The sequence below is a fragment of the Corynebacterium sp. HMSC11D10 genome (genome assembly GCF_001806995.1).
Classification (GTDB): Bacteria; Actinomycetota; Actinomycetes; order Mycobacteriales; family Mycobacteriaceae; genus Corynebacterium; species Corynebacterium coyleae.
In genome coordinates this window covers 36,069-55,384 of record NZ_KV787028.1, presented here as the reverse complement: position 1 = coordinate 55,384, position 19,316 = coordinate 36,069, and the positions used below count along the sequence as shown (strand labels likewise).

Genomic DNA, 19,316 nt, shown 5'->3' with positions numbered 1-19,316 from the left:
GGCCGATCAAACCGAGCGCTTACTTCTCCAGTGCGTCGATGATCTTGTTGAAGGTTGCGGACGGACGCATGACCGCGGAGGTCTTGGCGTCGTCCGGCCAGTAGTAGCCGCCGAGGTCGGCAGCGTTGCCCTGGGCGTTCAGCAGCTCAGAGTCAATCGTCTCGGCGTTGTCGCGCAGGTCCTTCGCAATCGGGCCGAAGACCTCAGCCAGTTCGGCGTCGTCGGTCTGGGCTGCCAGTGCCTCTGCCCAGTACAGGGAGAGCCAGAAGTGGGAGCCGCGGTCGTCGATTTCGTTGACCTTGCGGGACGGGGACTTGCCTTCATCCAGCAGCTTCTCGGTTGCCTTGTCCAGAGCGGCGGCGAGGACGCCAGCCTTCTCGTTGCCGTTGGTGTTCTTCTCGTGGCGGAAGGACTCGGCCAGTGCGAGGTACTCACCGAGGGAGTCCCAACGCAGGTGGTTTTCTTCCTCAACCTGCTGGACGTGCTTCGGGGCGGAGCCGCCGGCACCGGTCTCGAACAGGCCGCCGCCGGCCATCAGCGGGACGACGGAGAGCATCTTCGCGGAGGTGCCCAGCTCGAGGATCGGGAACAGGTCCGTGTTGTAGTCACGCAGCACGTTGCCGGTCACGGAGATGGTGTCCTCGCCGCGGCGGATGCGCTCGACGGAGGTCTTGGTTGCTTCGACCGGGGACTGAATGGAGATGTCCAGGCCCTCGGTGTCGTGATCCTTCAGGTACTTCTTCACCAGTTCGATGAGGTTGCGGTCGTGTGCGCGCTCCTCGTCCAGCCAGAAGATGGTCTTCATGCCGGACAGGCGTGCGCGGTTGACGGCCAGCTTGACCCAGTCTTGGATCGGGGCGTCCTTGGTCTGGCATGCGCGCCAGATGTCGCCAGCTTCGACGTCGTGCTCGATCAGCACGTCGCCAGCAGCGTTGACTACCTGGACCTTGCCGTCGGCCGGGATCTTGAAGGTCTTGTCGTGGGAGCCGTACTCCTCAGCCTTCTTTGCCATGAGGCCGACGTTCGGGACGGTGCCCATGGTGGTCGGGTCGTATGCGCCGTTTTCGCGGCAGTCGTCGATAACCGTCTGGTACACGCCGGCGTAGGAGGAATCCGGGATGACGGCCAGGGTGTCTTGCTCCTGGTCGTCGGCGTTCCACATGTGGCCGGAGGTGCGGATCATGGCCGGCATGGAGGCGTCGATGATCACGTCGGACGGCACGTGCAGGTTGGTGATGCCCTTTGCGGAGTTCACCTGTGCCAGTGCCGGGCCGTCCTGCAGGGCCTGGTCGAAGGCTGCGCGGATCTCTTCGCCGTTCGGCAGATCAGCAAGGCCCTCGTAGATTGCGCCGAGGCCGTTTTCGCCGTTGAGGCCGGCGTCGAGAAGCTCGGCGCCGTACTTGTCGTAGACATCCTTGAAGAATGCGCGCACGACGTGGCCGAAGATGATCGGGTCGGAGACCTTCATCATGGTGGCCTTGAGGTGCGCGGAGAAGAGCACACCCTCTTCCTTGGCCTTCTTCACGGACTCGAGCAGGAACTCATCCAGAGCCTTCGCGGACATGAAGGTGCCGTCGATGACCTCGCCCTGTTCAACCTTCAGGCCGTCCTTGAGCACCTGCTCGCCGTCTGCGGTGACGAGCTTGATGGTCAGGGTGTCCTCGGCCGGCATGATGACGGACTTCTCGTTGTGGCGGAAGTCGCCAGCGCCCATGGTGGCAACGTTGGTCTTGGAGTCCTTCGACCACGTACCCATGGAGTGCGGGTGCTTCTTGGTGTAGTTCTTCACGGCCTCCGGGGCGCGGCGGTCGGAGTTGCCCTCACGCAGGACCGGGTTCACGGCGGAGCCCTTGACTGCGTCGTACTTGTCCTGTGCATCCTCGTAGTCCGGGATGTCGAAGCCTGCGGCCTGCAGTTCGGCGATGGCCTTCTTCAGCTGGACGAGGGAAGCGGAAATGTTCGGAAGCTTGATGATGTTGGCTTCCGGGGTCTTTGCCAGCTCACCGAGCTGTGCGAGTGCGTCGTCGACCTTCTTGTCGCCGAGGCGATCTGGGAACTGTGCGAGGATGCGGCCTGCCAGCGAGATGTCTGCGGTGTCGACCTCGATGCCTGCGCGGGAAGCGAATGCCTCCACGATCGGCTTGAGGGAGTACGTCGCAAGCAGCGGTGCTTCGTCGGTACGAGTCCAAATGATCTTCGCCATAATGCTCCTTTGTTGTAAGGTTCCTGACTTCAACCCACCAGAGTACCGTCCCGCCACGGCCCTGTCTGGCGATAGGGCCGGGAGAGGTACGGGATAGGTAAGGTCTTGGCCCATGAGCCTTACCATTGCATCCGTCAACGTCAACGGCATCCGTGCCGCCACGAAGGTCCGCAACGAGAACAATCCGGGCATGTTGGCCTGGTTGGACGAGAATCCGGCCGATGTGGTGCTGATGCAGGAGGTGCGCGCCACTGCTGATCAGGCGCGTGCTGCGCTTGCCCCGGCGCTGGAAAACGGGTGGCACTTGGAGGTCGCGCCGGCTGAAACGCCTGGTGCGAAGGGTCGCGCGGGTGTGGGCATCCTGTCGCGCACGCCGCTGCGCGATGTGGAGATCGGGATTCCTGAGTTCGAGGATGCGGGTCGCTTTATTGCAGCATCGCTTGACGACGACACCCGTGTCGCCTCCCTCTACCTCCCCTCAGGGGCAGCCGAGACGGCGAAGCAGGACGAGAAGTATCGCTTTCTGGATCAGTTCGAGCCGCTGCTGGAACAGTGGGCGGGCGAATACCCGGACATGGTCATCGGCGGGGATTGGAACATCTGCCACCGTCGCGAGGACCTGAAGAATTGGAAGACGAACCGGAAGAAGTCCGGTTTCTTGCCGCACGAGCGCGCGTTCATGGACGCGGTGTTCGGTAGCTTCCCGGACGAGGAGGCTCAGGATATAGAGGACAAGGCCGCGGTCGAGTGGGCTGGGGCGGTGGAGTACCGGTCGGGGGGTCGTCGTCAAGCAAATGATGCTCCGAAGTGGTTCGACGTCGCGCGCAGGCTGCACCCGGAGGACGCGCCGTACACCTGGTGGACGTACCGCGGCCAGGCGTTTAACAACGACGCGGGCTGGCGCATCGACGTCCAGGCTGCCACCGCGAACATGTTGGAACGCGCGCAGCGCACGTGGGTGGTAAAGGCGCCGACGGTGGAAGAGCGCTGGTCGGACCACTCGCCGCTTGTGGTTGAGTATCGCTAACCCGGGTCTTCCTGAACGCCGTTCAATTGGGCGCTAAACTGTTGCGCAACCATCACGTGAACGACGCGAACGGAGCCCCCACATGACCGATATTCTTGACATCGCCCGCGAAAAAACCCTGGAAAACGGCGAAGGTCTGAATAAGGAGGAACTCGTCCAGATCCTCAACATTGAGGACGAGCGCCTGCCTGAACTGCTCGACCTCGCCCACCAGGTGCGCATCAAGCACTGCGGTGTGGATGTCTCGCTGGAAGGCATCATCTCCCTGAAGACCGGCGGCTGCCCTGAGGACTGCCACTTCTGCTCCCAGTCCGGCCTGTTCGAATCGCCCGTGCGTGCCGTGACCCTGGACATCGCTGAACTTGTCGAGGCCGCCAAGCAGTCCGAGAAGATGGGCGCCTCCGAGTTCTGCATCGTCGCCGCCGTGAAGGGCCCGACCCAGCAGTTGCTTGACCAGGTCGCCGAAGCAGTCACTGCGATCCAAGAAGAGGTGGACATCTCCATCTCCGCATCGCTGGGCATCCTCACCCGCGACCAGGCCCGCCAACTGGCCAAGATGGGCGTGTCGCGCTACAACCACAACTTTGAAACCGCCGAGTCGTTCTTCCCCAACGTGGTCACCACCCACACCTGGCAGGAGCGCAAGGACACCCTTGAGAATGTGCTGGCAGAGGGCATGGAAACCTGCTGCGGCGGCATCATCGGGCTTGGCGAGACCATCGAGCAGCGCGCCGAATTCGCCACCCAGTTGGCCGAAATCCAGCCGCATGAAGTGCCGATGAACTTCCTCGACCCGCGCCCAGGCACCCCGTTCGCCGACCGCCCGCTGGTGCCCCAGGGCGAGGCACTGCGTGCCGTCGCCGCATTCCGCCTGGCCATGCCGTCCACCCAGCTCCGTTTTGCCGGTGGTACGGAGCTCGCGCTTGGCGACGACGGCACCGAAGCCGGCCTCATGGGCGGCGCGAATGCAATTATCGGCGGTAATTACCTGACCACGTTTGGCCGTCCGATGGAGAAGGACCGCGACGCCGTTGATCGTGTGTTGGACGGCGGGGCGAAGCCAGGCTTGAGCCTGAACATCACCCCGGTGGGGGAGAAGCAGAACTCCGGCCACGGAGTCCTGTACGACACCATTAAGTCGCTGTAGTTAGTCGGGCTCTGATGAAAATCCCGGATTCAACGGAACTCGCCGACGCAGTGCTGTCCGGCGAGATCGCCTGGCCGCTCGACCCGGCAAGGCCCTACGACGCGCCGCGAATCTGTCCGCTATGCCAGCGGCGCATGGTGGTGAAAATCAGCCCGATGGCGTGGGAAGCGGCATGCTCCCGCCATGGGCTGCTGCGCTCCGAGTGGTTGGAGCGCTAGCGCACGAAACGGCGGGTTCTAGCGAACACAATTGCGCTGGCTGCTAAAACTACTGGCCCCGCCGCCGCCACGAAGATGGCGTAGAGGTAGGGGTCGGAAGGGTTCACATCCGCCTTGTAGGTACCCACTAGGAGCCCGGTGAAACCACCCACGAACATGCTGCCGAGCATGAACCACTGCATGGCGGTGCCCCGCGCAAGACCGATTGCTACACCGGTCAGCGCCATCGTGAGGAAGATGACGAAGTGGAGTAGCACAGTTGACACGATGGATGTCAGGTCCTGCGCAGCACCTTCAACCAAATACGGTTCGCCGCTGAAATCGATCCAGGGCATCGGTTCTCCGTTGGTGACAATGAACGGGTCGTACCGCTTGTAGTACGGGCTATGTGCTTGGTGGTACACCGCCGACGCGGCGGTAAGTGGCGTGAGTATGACCGCTGCCACGAAAGCCGTTAGTGATGCCGAATTCATCCATCGGTTGAAGCTCGCGCCCAGCTGATTCATTGCTGGCCAGTTTGATCCTCCGATCGCGAAGAGAATCCACAGTGTGGCAGCGCCCGCCATGGTCCACAGGCCGCCGTCGCCAAACTCCAATCGTCCAAAGGGAACGGCAATGCAGAGAACAAGAAAGAAGCCCAAATACATTGCTGGTTTGAAAGGGCTGAGGAAGAGCTTCATCGTTCGGGCCTTTCTGTCGCGAGGAGATCAATGAGTTCGGCATCGCCCGGGTATTCGATGGGCAGGTGGACATCGGCCTCGCCGATAGGTTCGGCGAACGTCGCGCGTGTCGTGGGCCCGAGGCTCGCTGTCTCGGCGACGGGGAAGCGGGCGATTAGTTCGTTAATCTCGGCGGTGGGGCCGGTGACCGTTGGAAAGCACAGGCGGGCGTCGTCGAGTGGGACTGGGCGCGAAACCGCCCGATCAAACACTTGGATGACATGGGTGGCGAGACCCACGAAGTCCTCCGGGCGATGCGATGCCATCACTACGCTGCGCTGCGGGTTCTCCGCGATGTAGTCGATCAGTCTCTGGCGGACCTGTTTGCGGGTGGTGGTGTCGATGCCATCAAACGGCTCGTCGAGAAGCAGCAGATCCTTGCCGATGGCTAGGGCCACCTCAATGGTGAGTAGGCGGCGCTGCCCAACGGAGAGATCCCTGATGCGGGCGTTGGGAAAGTCTAGGTCTACGTGCGGGTAGATCGCTGCGACTGCGCGCAGGTGATCGTCCACGGTCGTGCCTGCAAACTTGGCATCCGCACCAGCCGGAACGAACGCGGCCTGCGGGCTCATGAGCGTGTGGAGGTAGTGAGTTTTACCGGCGGCGTTCGGGCCGACCAGCGCGTAGAAGCCGGGATTCATTGGGCGCGCTCCTTTTCGATCATTGCCGTCAGCTCCTCGGTGGTGATGCCGAGTTGGTTGGCCTCATGGACAAACGGTTGGACAAAATCGCGGGCGAATGCTTCGCGACGAGTACGTAACACCTGCTCACGCGCACTCTCCAGGACGAACATGCCGAGCCCGCGGCGTTTCTCCAGCAGACCCTCGTTGAACAGTTCGGTGAGCGCTTTGGCGGAGGTGGTGGGGTTGACAGAGTGGTAGGTGGAGAGCTCGTTGGTAGACGGCACACGGTCGCCGGGGGCGAGGGTGCCTGCCCCGATGAGGTCACGTAACTCATCTGCTATCTGTAGGTATATGGGTTTACCACTCATGTGGGTAACCATAGGACTGGAAAGCCCGGCGCGTCAACCCTCAATTTTTCAACGCGCCGGGTGAGATCCGGTTGGATCGCGAAACCGCAGGCCAGCGGCTACTCGGCGTCGGTGATGTCGAGGAGTGCCGCGCCCTTATCTACATGGCTGCCGGCCTCCACGGCGAGGTTTTCCACAACACCGCTCTTGTGGGCCTTGACCGGGTTTTCCATCTTCATGGCCTCGAGAATGACCACGATGTCACCAGCTTCGACTCGAGCACCTTCGGTAACTTCGGACTTGACCACGGTGCCCTGCATCGGCGCAGTCAGGGTGTCTGCGCTGGCAGCGCCCTTGCCGGAACCCTTGCCGCCGGATCCGCCGCTACGGGAGCGGCGCTTGCGGTCGCGGCGGGTCAGGGCAGAGGCGCCGAGAAGCAACGGCTCCGGCAGCGTGATCTCGATCGATCGGCCGTTGACCCCGACGGAGACGGTGCGGCGGCGCGCTTCGTCCTGCTCACCGTCTTCGCCAGCGCCGTCGGACTCGTAGGGCGCGACGTCCGGGTCCCATTCCTCTTCGATCCAGCGGGTGTAAACGGAGAATTGGGTGGCGTCGCCGGTGAAGGCGTCGTCGTCAAGCATGCGCTGGTGGAAGGGGATGATGGTCGGCATGCCTTCGACCCGGAACTCGGCGAGGGCGCGCTTGGCGCGGGCGATCGCCTGATCGCGTGTTTCGCCGCGAACGATGAGTTTGGCCAGCATCGAGTCGAACTGGCCACCGATGGTGGAGCCTGCGCGGATGCCGGAGTCGACGCGCACGCCGGGGCCTGCGGGTTCGATGTAGGTGGTGGCGGTGCCGGGCATGGGCATGAAGTTGGTGCCGGCGTCTTCGGCGGTGATGCGGAACTCGATGGCGTGGCCGGTGGGTTCCAGGTCGGCGTCGAAACGCAGTGGCTCGCCGGCGGCGATGCGGAACTGCTCGATGACGAGGTCCACACCGGTGGTTTCTTCGGTGACGGGGTGCTCGACCTGGAGGCGGGTGTTGACCTCAAGGAAGGAGATCAGCCCGTCAGCACCGACGAGATATTCCACGGTGCCAACGCCCACGTAACCTGCTCGCTTCGCAATCGCTTTTGCAGAGGAGTGGATGCGTTCGCGCTGCTCATCGGTGAGATACGGGGCGGGGGCTTCCTCGATGAGCTTTTGGAACCTGCGCTGCACGGAGCAGTCGCGGGTGCCAGCGACGATGACGTTGCCGTGCGTATCCGCCAACACCTGTGCTTCAATGTGGCGGGCGCGGTCGAGGTAGCGCTCCACGAAGCACTCGCCACGGCCGAACGCTGTTTTAGCTTCGCGGGTGGCGGACTCGAACAGTTCGCGGATCTCGCCGCGCGTGTGGGCGACCTTCATGCCGCGGCCGCCACCGCCGTACGCCGCCTTGATAGCCACCGGTAGGCCGTGGTTGTCGGCGAATGCGACCACATCGTCGGCGCTGTCTACCGGGTCCTTTGTGCCCGGCGCCAGTGGGGCGTCGACCTCTTCAGCGATGCGTCGGGCAGTGACCTTGTCGCCAAGTGCGTCGATGGCCCGCGGCGGCGGTCCGATCCAGGTCAGCCCCTCGTCGATGACGCGCCGGGCGAACTCGGCGTTTTCCGCCAAGAAGCCGTAGCCGGGGTGGACGGCGTCCGCACCGCTGTCGCGGCAGGCCTTGAGCACTTTGTCGATATCCAGATAGCTTTGCGACGACGTCTCGCCACCGATCCCAATCGCCTCATTCGCCATTTCGGTGTAGGGCGCGTCCTGGTCGGGGTCGGCGTAGATCGCCACGGAGGCAAGGCCTGCGTCGCGGGCTGCGCGGATGATACGGACCGCGATCTCGCCGCGGTTGGCGACGAGGACCTTGCGGAACGGAAAGTCATGCATATGTGCGGTCCTTTCTAGAAGTAGGTGACGTTGCCGATGGTTGGCTGGCCGCCAAACGGCTGGCCGAACGCATCGCCGAACATGTTGTCTTCGTAGCCAGCGCCGGTGCCGGCAGCCGCAGCATCAGTGGCATTGACGGCCTGCCAAGTTTGGGCCTCGGCGAGGACGGTGGTCAGTGCTGCCAGTTCGTCGTGGGACAGCGACGTGTCGTCGGTACGAAACAGTGGTGTCATGGTGTCTCTCCTTAAACGGTCGGGGTCGCGGTCGGGTACGTGCCGTCGGCGTTGAGACGGGCATCAGGGTTGAGCAGGAGTGCGATCTCGTCGGCGTGGTCGTCGATACCGGCGAAGCGGCGGTTCTCCACCTGGGTGAAGAGGTCGGCGCGGCCGATCATTCCGGCTTCGAGTCGGCTTGCGCCCTGGGCGAGGCGTTCGGTTGCGCGCTCACGCCAGGCGACGGCGTCGCGGCCGTCGCGTGTCAGTGCGGCTTCGAACACACCCGGGTGGCCCAGCACGACGAGCGCGCCGACGTGGCCGAAACCGAGCGAGGTCAGCGCCGCGGCCTTCACGTTGCCGGCACCGAGGGCGAGCGGGGAGCGCAGCCACACCAGGTTGGTTGCCTTCGGCTCGATGAGCGGGTCGACGCAGTCCAGCGAGGCATTCGGCGGGAGGTCGCCGGTTGCCAGGACATCGAGAAGTCCGCCGGTCTGCAGCAGTGCCGCACCTGCCTTGGAGTGGCCGGTGAGGGTCTTTTGCGAGATGACGTACATCGGCGCGTCCGGGTCGCGGCCAACGGCCGGCCACAGCACCGAGTGCAGTTCGGACTCGTTCGGGTCGTTGGCGTTGGTGGAGGTGTCGTGCTTGGACAGGACGGTGACGTCGTCAGGTGTGAGCCCCAGCGAGGACAAGGAGCGAGCCAGGCGCGAGTCGGTTCCGCCGCAGGCTGCAGCGAGCACGCCGAGGCCTGGTGCCGGGATGGAGGTGTGTGCGCCGTCGCCGAAGCTGGAGGCGTACGCGACCACTGCCAGCACCGGCAGGCCGAGTTCGGCAGCGAGGGTGCCGCGGGCGAGCAGGACCGTGCCGCCGCCTTCGGCTTCGAGGAAGCCACCGCGTCGGCGGTCGTTGGCGCGCGAGATAAAGCGGCCGTCGATCCCTTGTGCCGTCATCTTGGCGGTTTCGGCGGTGGCGTTCATGTCGCCGAAGCCCTGGAGGGATTCGACTTGGACGTCGTCGATACCGCCGGCGACTACGAAGTCGGCCTTGCCCAGCGTGATCTTGTCCACGGCTTCTTCGATGCTGACAGCGGCGGTGGCGCAGGCACCGACCGGGTGGATCATGGAGCCGTAGCCGCCGACCAGTGCTTGCATGGTGTGGGCAGCCACCACGTTAGGCAGTGCTTCCTGCAGGATGTCGGTCTGGCGTTCCTCGCCGATGAAGCGGGAGACGAACACCTTGTGCAGCGATTCCATGCCGCCGATACCGGTGCCTTGGGTGGTGGCGATGAAGGACGGGTGGACCTTCTGCATGAGCTCCGCCGGGGTGAAGCCGGCGTTGATAAACGCGTCGACGGCGGTGACCAGGTTCCAGGCGGCCATGCGGTCCATGCCGTCGGCCATCTGGGCGGGGATGCCCCACTTGGTCGGGTCGAAGCCGTCCGGCATCTGGCCAGCGACGGTGCGCGTCAGGGTGGCCTTCTTCGGCACGTGTGCCAGGGCACCGGCGTGGCGGGTCACGCTCCATTCGCCGTCGATCTGGCGGATGGTGGTCTTCTCACCGTCGGCCTCCACGTATGCGAGGGCTTCCTCTTCCGTGGCCACGGTGAACGTGATGTCGCGGTCGAGGTAGACCTGCTCGAGGTCGATAGAGCCTTGGTCGGTGAGGAAGTACTTGTCCGTCAGGGTGCGGATACCGCTGCGTGCGATGACGTCGTCGCGGAAGCGCTCGTAGATGTCCTCCTCGGCGACCTCTGCGCCGTCTTCGTCGTACCAGGCCGGGTTCGGGTCCTCGGACCAGGTGATCAGGCCCATCATCCACGCCAGCTCGAGCACACCGGCTGCGGTGAGGTCGACCTCGCCGGTGCGGGTGATGCCGTATTCGGCCTCGCAGCGGGTGCGGCCGGAGCCCCAGCTGGATACTTCGCCGATGCCGACGACAACCACCATGTCATCAAGCGCGCAGGTCACATCGCCCACAGCCGCAGGTGCGGGTTGGCGCGGGGTGGTGACATTCGGCAGTGCGCGCACTGTGGCGCCATTGCTTGTCGACGACTCCGTGCCCGCCACATCAACACGTGCATTACGCGCCAGATCGGCGATGGACACGCCTGCGTCCTCGAGCCCGCCAGTCAGGTCGAGATCCAGCGGGGACTGTTTCGCCTGCTCGCGGGATTCCTCGGTGACCAGGCCAAGCAGCTGCGTGGAGATCTCCTCGGGGCTCCACACGTGGATACCTGCGTCCTGTGCTGCCGGGACGAGGCCGTCGTTTCCGCCCATCAGGTGCGTGCCGGCAACCCAACCGATGCGGGCCTGCGCCAGGGTCACACCTTCTGGCCAGCCGGTTTCCGCGGACCACTTGTTTACGATCGCGTCGAAGGCGGCCTTGACTTCGCCGTAGGCGCCGTCGCCACCGAACGTGCCGCGGTTCGGCGAACCCGGAAGAACGATGTGAGCGCGCTCGGCGGGGAAGTTATCGCCGCGCTGCGCCAGGTCGGACAGACCAGCGATGGTGCGCTCCACAGACCACAGCAGCAGACGGGCCTGCGTTTCGGCGTTGCCGCCGACCTCTGCAAGCGAGCCGGACACAGGCGGTGCGGCGAACGGGAAGGCAAGCGTCGGAGTGAGCGCCGGTTTGATGATCTTGACGTCCTTGCCAACGGTTTCCTTCTGCTCGGATCCGATCCAGTCGATGAGCGCATCGATGTCGCGGTAGGACGACAGGTTCGTCGGCACCAGCCACAGGCGCGCGCCCACAGAAGCGTGCTCAGCGAAAAGCGTGCGGGCGAATTCCTTACGCGCCTGGCTGACGTTGGATGCTGTCATGATCACCGTCGCACCACCTGCGAGCAGGCGTTCCACCACAGCGGTGGCGATGGACCCCGGCGCGGCACCGGTGACCAAGGCGACGTCGTTTGCGTACGGCTCGTTCGCGTCGGCGGTGGCGGCTGCTGCGATCTCGCCGAGTACGTTGCGACGATCACCTTCCACGCGCTTGGCGTACCACTCGGCCTGCTTGGCCACGGTAGCACCGGTGCCAGCGAAGCGCTGTGGTGCGAGGCCGATCTCGCCGAGGGCGACGCGTGCGAGGTCTTCGCGGGCTTGGGCCCAGCGGTCGTCGAAAAGCACGGCCTTGCGCTCGTCGAAGACCGGGGTGACCTGCTTGACCCAGCCGGAGCCGAGTTCTGCCTCGATCGTTTCCACGATCGTGGTGTCCGGCACAGGAATTTCGGCGACCTCGTCTTCGATGCCGAGCTTGTTCAGCAACGTGCGGGCGGTGGCCACCAGGGTGTCGGTGACTTCGTCCTTATAGGCGTCGAGCGCGGCCGAATCCACCACGCCGCCGCCAGAGGCACCGCCGCTGGTGGCCTGGGAGACCGCAACACCGTAGCGTGCGGCGACGTTTTGTACCGCCTGGTCGATCAGCGCGGTGATCTCCGCTTTGGTCGTGGCCGACGGCAGGCTGTTCAGCGAACCGCCGCGGACCGATTCCTCGGTGCGGCTGCCCAGCAGGATCTCGGCTTCGACGTGCGCGGTCCAGGTTGCGGGCAGGCCCCACGCGGCCGCGAGGTGCTCGCCGACAAACGCAGGCTTCAGGCCTGCGCCGCCGAAGAGTTGGCGCAGACGGGTGCCCACGGCCTCGCTCAAGACAGCGCCGAACGGGGTGTAGCCCGGTGCAGCGGTGTTCACGCGCGTGTTCAGCGTGGCCACGTCGGCTTCAGCAGCGCCGTCGATGGCGGGCACGCCGAGCTCGGCGGACATGTCCATGAGCAGCTGGTTGCGTCGCGACGACACCCCGCCGGTGAGCTCCTCAATCGTGTCCGAATCGTTGATCTGCTCGGGACGGATCTTGTTCTGCAGCGCGAACAGGACGGTGATTGCATCAGCTGCGGTGAAGGGAAGGTCGGACACGGGCGCGCCGGATGCCGGTGCAGCCGGCGCAGCCGGTGCTGGCTCTGCCGGTGCTGACTCTGCTGGTGCGGCGGGTGCTGCCTCGGCTGCCGGTTGTGGGGCGGATTCGGTCGCTGGGGTCGAGTCGGCTTCTGTGTCGGCCGGGGCGTCGTCGACAAGCACGGGCTCCGGCGCAGCAACCACGTCGTTGAGCATGACGATGTCCTGGCTTGCCTCAACGTTGAAGACCGGCACGTGGATGCCAATGACATCCATCTCGCGCTTAGCCAGGTTGGTCAGCGTCGGCGAGGACGCAAGGCCGACCTCGATGACCTGGTCGACGCGACCAAGCAGGTAGTCCTGCGTTTCAATCCAGCGCACAGGCGAGGCGAACTGCCACGCCAGCAACTCGATAAGCAACGTGCGTGCGAGCGTGTTGCGTTCGGTATTCTCCGGCGTCATGCCCTTGAGGCGCTCGGAGGGGACCTCGTCGGTGACGGCGTCGATGAACTGCTGCGTCAGCGCGAACGGCTTAGCCACCAGGTTCGGGATGTAGCGATCCACCAGCATGTCCACGTCGATGATCGCCGGCATGTGCTCGTCGAGCTTCTCGGCGAAGTCCGCCACACCCTCGCGCAGCACGCGCGAGTGGAACGGAACGTCCACGCCCGGAACCGTGACGTAGGCGCGCGGCGTGACCGAGTTGGCCTTGCGCTCCAGAGCAGCAAGGCCGCGCTTCGTGCCCGCTACGGAGTACTGCTGGCCCTTGATGTTGTAGTTGACAATCTCCAAGAATTCGCCGGAATCCTGCGCAACACCAGCGACGTAGGCCTCGACCTCTTCTGGGCCGACACCGATCATGTTCGGGCGCAGCGCACCCATGCCGTAGTCGGAGTTACCCTCCGCATCGCGCGGCACTAGGGAGCCCATGGCGGAGCCGCGCGAGTACACGATGTCGATGACCGCTTCCAGATCAAAGATGTTGCCCAGCGCGGCAAGCGCGGTGTATTCACCAAGCGAGTGGCCCGCAAAGTACGCGCCGGAGGCCAACGTGTTGGCCTCGTTCAGGCGCTGGGTCTGGGCGTAGGCGACAACCGCCATGGCCACCTGGGTGAACTGGGTCAGGTGTAGCACGCCGTCCGGGTGCTTGAACTCCACACCGCGGATCACCAACCGCGACGGGTTGTCTTCCACAATGCGCTGGATGGAAAACCCGTGGGTCTCGCGCGTGTGGCGGTCTGCGCGGCGCCACACTTCGCGCGCGGCAGCGGAAGCTGCTCGGTCGCCGTTGCCCATGCCCTGGGTCTGGATGCCTTGGCCGGGGTAGACGTAGGCGGTGCGTGGCTGGGCCAGAAGCGCCTGACCACGGGAGACAACGTCACCCGCGATGCGGCAGGTCACCTCAAGGGCCTGCTGGATGCCGACGCGGCCGACGCGCTCGACGGTGATCTCTACCTCGTCATCAAGCTGCACCATGCCGTACATGGAGTAGGTCCAGCCGATGACCTGGCTGTGGCCGGCAGCGAGGTGCTGCGCGGTGGCGGACAGCCACATGCCGTGCACCAGCGGTGCATCCAGGTTGACCAGGGCGGCAGCGTTGGCGGAGGTGTGAATCGGGTTGTAGTCACCGGAGACCAGCGCAAACGGGGTCATGTCCGACGGTGCGCGAACCACGGTGCGGTCCACGAACGAACGTGGGGTCGGCTCCACCTGATCGCTTGCCGCGCCGCCGCCGTACGCCGGCGCCGGGACTGGCGTCGCGGTGCCGGTGGCGCGACCACGGATGGCAAAGCGCTGCATCTGGGTTGCCACAACCTCGTCGCCAGAGCGCAGCTCCAACTCGACGGTGACAATGCGGCCAGAGGTGGACTCGGCAATAGAAGTGCACTTGGAGGTCACGTCGATGCGCCTGCCATCCGCAAGCTCGGACAGCGGGACACGCAGGTCAATGACGTGATCCAGGTGGACCGCGTTGAGCAGACCCTCGATGACCGGCGTGCCATCAGCCAGCCTGCCGGAGCCCAGCGCGGCGTAGATCGCCGGCCAGCAGGGGCCAACCAACACGTCCGGCGTACCAACGACAGCGTTGTCGGCCACAGCGCCGCCGGTAACTGCGGAGTGCGACGCCAGCAGGGAAGCAGGCAGCGTAAACGACGAGCGCGCCACACCAAACGGTGCGTCCTCGGTCGGTTCCTCGATCTGCGGAATCTCCGTGATCGTGTCGCCGGCCTCGCTGACCGAACCGACACCCGCCAGGCCAGACAGCAGCTCGAAGACGCTGTCGGAAAGACGATCGCCGTCCACAACCGGGGAGGCACCCGTGCCTGCGCCGGCAGGGATTTCGACCGGGATGTTCACCTCACGCACGTAGAACGGGCGCTTATCTTCCGGCAGGTGATCCCATGCGGAATCAGCGTGGATCCGGATCGTCCACTCACACTCACCGGCCGCGTTGGTGGTTGCCTCCACGTCGAAGGCGTCCTCGTCCAGCGCGTATGCCGGGTTGGCCATCAGGTGGCCGTGCCACACCAAGGTTGGGCAGGAGCGCAGGTACGCGGCCTCGTCGGCGGCGTCGCTGCGTCGAGCGAAGCGGGATTCGGCGGTAACGCCGTCGTCGAGAAGCATCTGCGTCGCAGCATCCTCAAAACGTGCCAGCAACTGCGCAACCGGCTCGTTCTTGCGCGTAATGCCAGCAACCGCAACCGGGCCCGGGATGATGCGCACCTGGTCAGCGGTGTAGCGCTCATCCTGTGCCTGCCACAAGGTGTCCTTGCCAAACCAGGACTTCAGATCCGCATCAAGTGCCGGCACCCACGGCATCGGCTTCGGGTAGGCGTAGTGCAGGCCGATCCACCACGCCGCATCGCGCGGGGAAACCACAACCTCGCGTGCCTGCGGGTAGTGCTGCAGCAAGGTCTGAAGACCATCGCGCGGGGAGATCTCGACATCGTCGGGGAAGAGGGTCGGGATCTCACCGTGGTCGGCTTCGTTCAGGCGTGCCTCGATGCGCTGGAGCAATGCAACGAAGCGCGCGTTCCAGGTCTGGTCGATGAACGGATCAGCGAGCTCGACGAAGCGCTCGACCCACTCGGCGTACGTCATCGTCTCCACGTCGCCGAAGTAAGGCTTCGCCGTCTTCGACAGCGCCTCGATGATCTCTTCGCGGTGCGCTGGGTACTCCTCAATATCCAACGACGCGATGAATCGCGCCGCCTTGGCAAAGGAGTTGTCCAGGTCGTGCAGGTCTGCCAGCAGGTGCGATTGCGACGACGCCACACCGGCCACGCCACGACCGCGGCCGACCCAACCACCGTTGTTCTCCGGGGGCAGGCCCGGCGTATCCACGAGCAGCTGCTTGACCGAATCCGTGGCCTTCGCCTCCTTCGTGGCCATAGCCACGGTGCCGACGAACACACCATCCACCGGCATCGCAGGCAGCCCGAACTTCTCGGACCAACGGCCCGTGATCAGTTCCGCGGCACGCTCCGGCGAGTACACGCCACCGCCGACGGTGAGCACCGCGTTGTCGTGCGCACGGATCTCCGGGTAGGTCTCCAGCAGCATGTCCTCCAGGTCAACCCAGGAGTGGTGGCCGCCAGCGTGGCCGTCTTCCACCATCAAGATGACCTGGTCGTCCGGGTTCGCCGCCGCGATGGCAAGCGCGTTGCGGATCTGCTGCGTCGTACCAGGCTTGAGCGCAATGTAGGGGAAGCCATCCTGGTGCAGCTGCGCGAACAGTTCCGTAGCTTCTTCAACTTCCGGGATGCCTGCGGAGATGCACACGCCGTTAAACGGGGCACCGGCCGCGCGGGCCTTTGGCACCATCCGCGTTTGGCCGAACTGCAGGTTCCACAGGAAGCGGTCGAAGAACATGGTGTTGAACTGTGCGGTGCGACCAGGCTGCAAAAACGCCTTGAGGTTGGCGGTGTGCTTGCCAAACTCCTCCTCGGAGTACATGCCGCCACCGGCAAGTTCTGCCCAGTAGCCAGCGTTGGCAGCAGCGGCGACGATCTCGCCGTCCGCAGACGTCGGCGTCATGCCACCCAGGATGATCGGGGACAGGCCAGTCAGCGACGAGAACTTCGTCTGCGTGTACGCCTTGCCGTCCGGCAGCTTAATCACTCGCGGCGTATAGTCCGAGTAGTCCACGCCCTGCGGCAGCTCAGCGCCTGGGCGTGCGAGGTCGTCGCGTTTCGCGGCGGTGGACGCATCCAGCACTGCGACGCCGGAACCGTTGGCCAAGTTGGTCACAATGGTTGCCGTCGCCGAATCAAACGTGAAAATGTGGCTCGCTCCCTGAGCAATCAGGTCGCGCACGACTTCGGTGAAGTCGAATCGGTCCACCAAAATCGACTGCGCCAGTTCACGCGGGGTGGTGGTTTCAAACGTGATCCCGCACGCGTCCGCCCACTGCTGCGCCAGATCCACACCAGGGGCGTTGGTCTCCACGTGGAAGGGGTACGCAACATCAAGCGAGTCGAACACCGGCGTGATCTCGGAGCCGCCGTACTCCACTTCCAACTTGGCGTTGTAGCTGCTCGCAGCCGCTTCGATGTCCTTGCGTGCCTGCGCGAGCGCCTCCGGGCTGCCGGACAGCACCACGTGGCGGTGCCCATTGATCACGCTGATCGGAGCAGCTTGCGTATCGACGACAAACTCACCGACCTGCTCAGGCGTCAGACCTCGAACCGAAAGCATCCGGCTGCGCGAGTCGGCGGCACCGTACACGTTGGTCGCGGCGGCACCCATGATGAACGCGAACGCAAGCGCCTTCTCCGCAGCCTGCGGGCCGTTAGCGCGATCCAGTGCGGCAGCGCCCAGGATGCCTTGGGAGTGACCAGCGAACAGGGCGTCAGTGGTGTCCAGGCCGAGCTGCTCGAGGTCTTCAGCGGCAACAATCTGTGCGAGCAGAATCGCCGGCGCGCTGACTGCGGGCAGGGCGTCGATGGCCTCGTGCGCAGCATCTGCATCCATCGCGTCGCGGATACGCTGCACAACGCCCGGCACCACAGAGGCCAACGGGCGGGCGACGGCGGCGGTGAGGGACTGGGCGTCGTGAAGAAGCTGCTCCATGCGGCTGCGCGCCACAGGAGTCGCGGCAGCATCAGCGAGTGCCTGCTGCCAGGAAGAACCCTGCCCCGGGAACAGGATTGCGGGACGCTTCAGGGAAGAAAAAGAGGTGGAATTCATAACAGTGTCCTTATGGTCCTTAGTGGTCCTTGAATCGGAGCGGGATTAGAGCGGGATATTGCCGTGCTTGCGCATCGGACGCGCCACGGTCTTGTCACGGAAGAAACGCAGTTGCGCTGCGAGAACCGCAGGGGTTTCGCTTGGGAGGATGACCGAATCGATCAGACCGCGCTCAGCGGCCTTGTACGGGTTGAGCATCTCGTCTTCGTAGTCGCGCTCGTACTTCGCAATCAGTTCGCGGAGTTCCTCGTCGCTCACACCGGAGTCGCGGGCGTTAGCAATGTCTTTGCGGTTGATAAAGCCGACCGCACCAGACGCACCCATCACCGCGATCTGCGCGGTCGGCCACGCCAAGTTCACATCGGCGCCGAGGCCCTTCGAGCCCATCACGCAGTACGCGCCGCCGTACGCCTTTCGCATGGTCACGGTCACCTTCGGCACGGTTGCCTCGCCGTAGGCGTACAGCAGCTTCGCGCCGCGGCGCAGAATGCCGCTGTGCTCCTGGTTCGCGCCGGGCAAGAAGCCGGGAACGTCCACCAGCATGACAATCGGGATGTTGAAGCTGTCGCACGTGCGGATGAAGCGCGCGGCCTTTTCCGCCGAGTCAATGTCCAAGCAACCTGCGAGCACCATGGGCTGATTAGCGACGAAGCCCACCGGCTGGTCCTCAATCCGACCAAACGCAGTGACGACGTTTTCAGCGCGCTGCTCCATGACCTCCAGGAACTCGCCGTCGTCCGCGATATGCGCAATCACGTCGCGGACCTCATAAGGGGTGTTCGGCGAGTCTGGGATCAGTGAATCCAGCGCGGCAACATCGGTGGCGTCTGCCTCTGCATCGGTTGGGGTTGCCGGGCGCGGCGCCGACTTCTGGCGGTTGTTCGACGGCAAGTACTCGAGCAAGTCAGCCACCCAGTCGAGCGCATCCTCGTCGGATTCCGCAACGTAGTGGCAGTTGCCGCCCTGCTGCATGTGGATCCAGGCGCCGCCGAGCTCCTCCTGCGAGATCTCCTCACCCGTGACCGTCTTGATCACGTCCGGGCCGGTGACGAACATCTTCGAGGTTTCATCCACCATGACCACAAAGTCGGTCAGTGCGGGGGAGTAGGCGTTACCGCCGGCGCAAGCGCCCATGATCACGGAGATCTGCGGGACCACGCCGGAGGCTTCGATGTTGTGCAGGAAGGTCCGCGCGATCCAGTCCAGCGATACCGCGCCGTCCTGGATGCGGGCGCCTGCACCTTCGTAGAGGCCGATCAGTGGACGACCGGTGGTGACGGCAAGGCGCTGAATCTTGGTCATCTTCTCGCCGTAGACCTCACCCAACGCGCCGCCGAAGACGGTGCCGTCCTGGGAAAAGATGCAGACCTCGCGTCCGTCGATCGTGCCGAATCCGGTGACAATGCCATCCGTTGCCGGCCGCTTCGCCTGCATCCCGAAGTCATGGGTGCGGTGGCGGGCGTGCTGGTCGAACTCCACAAACGAGCCCTCGTCCAGGAGGTAGTCCAAGCGCTCACGTGCGGTCAGTCTGCCTGCTGCGCGGACCTTCTCCAGTGGTTTTGATCCCATCGGCTCGGCCGCTTCGGTGCGTCGTTGCACGAGGTCATCGTGTTTTTGGGCTGTGGTCGCCGGTGCCGGGGTTGTCGCCGGAACCGCTGCCTTTTCAGTCTGATGTACACCTGTAAACGTATTTGGCATGCTGGCATTCTAAACCTACGAATCAGTAAGTTACTAGTCGGTAGGTAAATTCCCAGCCACACAGCAGGTTCTGTTACGAACGCAAACCCCCGATGGACATTCAAGAAATTAGGCTTTGAC

The 19,316-nt window shown here is 64.4% G+C and carries 11 protein-coding genes; 3 read left to right on the top strand and 8 right to left on the bottom strand.

Features of this window, described 5'->3' with window-relative positions; translation table 11 throughout:
* Window positions 1-19: 19 nt before the first annotated feature.
* Window positions 20-2,203, bottom strand: coding sequence for an NADP-dependent isocitrate dehydrogenase (locus HMPREF3120_RS02160; protein WP_070450453.1), 2,184 nt, complete (start codon window positions 2,201-2,203; stop codon window positions 20-22).
* Window positions 2,204-2,315: 112 nt separating this feature from the next.
* Here HMPREF3120_RS02160 and HMPREF3120_RS02155 point away from each other — a divergent pair, with 112 nt between their 5' ends.
* The 3 genes from HMPREF3120_RS02155 to HMPREF3120_RS02145 all read left to right on the top strand — a co-directional run bounded on the left by HMPREF3120_RS02155 (window position 2,316) and on the right by HMPREF3120_RS02145 (window position 4,595).
* The gene (locus tag HMPREF3120_RS02155; RefSeq protein ID WP_070450451.1) at window positions 2,316-3,230 is read left to right on the top strand and encodes an exodeoxyribonuclease III; all 915 of its coding nucleotides are present in this window, start codon (window positions 2,316-2,318) and stop codon (window positions 3,228-3,230) included.
* An 82-nt stretch (window positions 3,231-3,312) separates the two neighbouring features.
* Window positions 3,313-4,377, top strand: coding sequence for a biotin synthase BioB (gene bioB, locus HMPREF3120_RS02150; RefSeq protein ID WP_070450448.1), 1,065 nt, complete (start codon window positions 3,313-3,315; stop codon window positions 4,375-4,377).
* Window positions 4,378-4,391: 14 nt separating this feature from the next.
* Entirely contained in the window at window positions 4,392-4,595 is a 204-nt protein-coding gene (locus HMPREF3120_RS02145) for a biotin synthase auxiliary protein BsaP (RefSeq protein ID WP_070422813.1), read from the top strand.
* Here HMPREF3120_RS02145 and HMPREF3120_RS02140 read toward each other — a convergent pair.
* From HMPREF3120_RS02140 to HMPREF3120_RS02110, 7 genes are all read right to left on the bottom strand, one after another.
* Complete coding sequence (locus tag HMPREF3120_RS02140) at window positions 4,592-5,275, bottom strand: hypothetical protein (RefSeq protein WP_070450445.1); 684 nt, start codon at window positions 5,273-5,275, stop codon at window positions 4,592-4,594. The genes HMPREF3120_RS02145 and HMPREF3120_RS02140 overlap by 4 nt on opposite strands.
* Window positions 5,272-5,955: an ATP-binding cassette domain-containing protein gene (locus HMPREF3120_RS02135; protein ID WP_070450443.1), complete on the bottom strand. Its 684-nt coding sequence runs from the start codon at window positions 5,953-5,955 to the stop codon at window positions 5,272-5,274. The genes HMPREF3120_RS02140 and HMPREF3120_RS02135 overlap by 4 nt, the downstream gene beginning before the upstream one ends.
* Entirely contained in the window at window positions 5,952-6,305 is a 354-nt protein-coding gene (locus HMPREF3120_RS02130; RefSeq protein ID WP_070450439.1) for a GntR family transcriptional regulator, read from the bottom strand. Before HMPREF3120_RS02130 ends, HMPREF3120_RS02135 begins: the two co-directional genes overlap by 4 nt.
* 98 nt (window positions 6,306-6,403) lie before the next feature.
* The gene (locus HMPREF3120_RS02125) at window positions 6,404-8,206 is read right to left on the bottom strand and encodes an acetyl/propionyl/methylcrotonyl-CoA carboxylase subunit alpha (RefSeq protein ID WP_070450435.1); all 1,803 of its coding nucleotides are present in this window, start codon (window positions 8,204-8,206) and stop codon (window positions 6,404-6,406) included.
* A gap of 14 nt (window positions 8,207-8,220) precedes the next feature.
* Complete coding sequence (locus HMPREF3120_RS02120) at window positions 8,221-8,439, bottom strand: hypothetical protein (protein WP_070450432.1); 219 nt, start codon at window positions 8,437-8,439, stop codon at window positions 8,221-8,223.
* A gap of 11 nt (window positions 8,440-8,450) precedes the next feature.
* Entirely contained in the window at window positions 8,451-17,498 is a 9,048-nt protein-coding gene (locus HMPREF3120_RS02115; protein WP_070450429.1) for a type I polyketide synthase, read from the bottom strand.
* A 45-nt stretch (window positions 17,499-17,543) separates the two neighbouring features.
* Window positions 17,544-19,196, bottom strand: a complete 1,653-nt coding sequence (locus tag HMPREF3120_RS02110) for an acyl-CoA carboxylase subunit beta (protein WP_070450426.1) — start codon at window positions 19,194-19,196, stop codon at window positions 17,544-17,546.
* Window positions 19,197-19,316 lie beyond the last annotated feature (120 nt).

What these genes read in the sequence shown, in the direction of transcription:
- HMPREF3120_RS02125 (WP_070450435.1), bottom strand. Translation starts at nt 8,206, where the DNA reads ATGCATGACTTTCCGTTCCGCAAGGTCCTCGTCGCCAACCGCGGCGAG.
- HMPREF3120_RS02130 (WP_070450439.1), bottom strand. Translation starts at nt 6,305, where the DNA reads ATGAGTGGTAAACCCATATACCTACAGATAGCAGATGAGTTACGTGAC.
- HMPREF3120_RS02140 (WP_070450445.1), bottom strand. Translation starts at nt 5,275, where the DNA reads ATGAAGCTCTTCCTCAGCCCTTTCAAACCAGCAATGTATTTGGGCTTC.
- HMPREF3120_RS02145 (WP_070422813.1), top strand. Translation starts at nt 4,392, where the DNA reads ATGAAAATCCCGGATTCAACGGAACTCGCCGACGCAGTGCTGTCCGGC.
- bioB (WP_070450448.1), top strand. Translation starts at nt 3,313, where the DNA reads ATGACCGATATTCTTGACATCGCCCGCGAAAAAACCCTGGAAAACGGC.
- HMPREF3120_RS02120 (WP_070450432.1), bottom strand. Translation starts at nt 8,439, where the DNA reads ATGACACCACTGTTTCGTACCGACGACACGTCGCTGTCCCACGACGAA.
- HMPREF3120_RS02110 (WP_070450426.1), bottom strand. Translation starts at nt 19,196, where the DNA reads ATGCCAAATACGTTTACAGGTGTACATCAGACTGAAAAGGCAGCGGTT.
- HMPREF3120_RS02155 (WP_070450451.1), top strand. Translation starts at nt 2,316, where the DNA reads ATGAGCCTTACCATTGCATCCGTCAACGTCAACGGCATCCGTGCCGCC.
- HMPREF3120_RS02160 (WP_070450453.1), bottom strand. Translation starts at nt 2,203, where the DNA reads ATGGCGAAGATCATTTGGACTCGTACCGACGAAGCACCGCTGCTTGCG.
- HMPREF3120_RS02115 (WP_070450429.1), bottom strand. Translation starts at nt 17,498, where the DNA reads ATGAATTCCACCTCTTTTTCTTCCCTGAAGCGTCCCGCAATCCTGTTC.
- HMPREF3120_RS02135 (WP_070450443.1), bottom strand. Translation starts at nt 5,955, where the DNA reads ATGAATCCCGGCTTCTACGCGCTGGTCGGCCCGAACGCCGCCGGTAAA.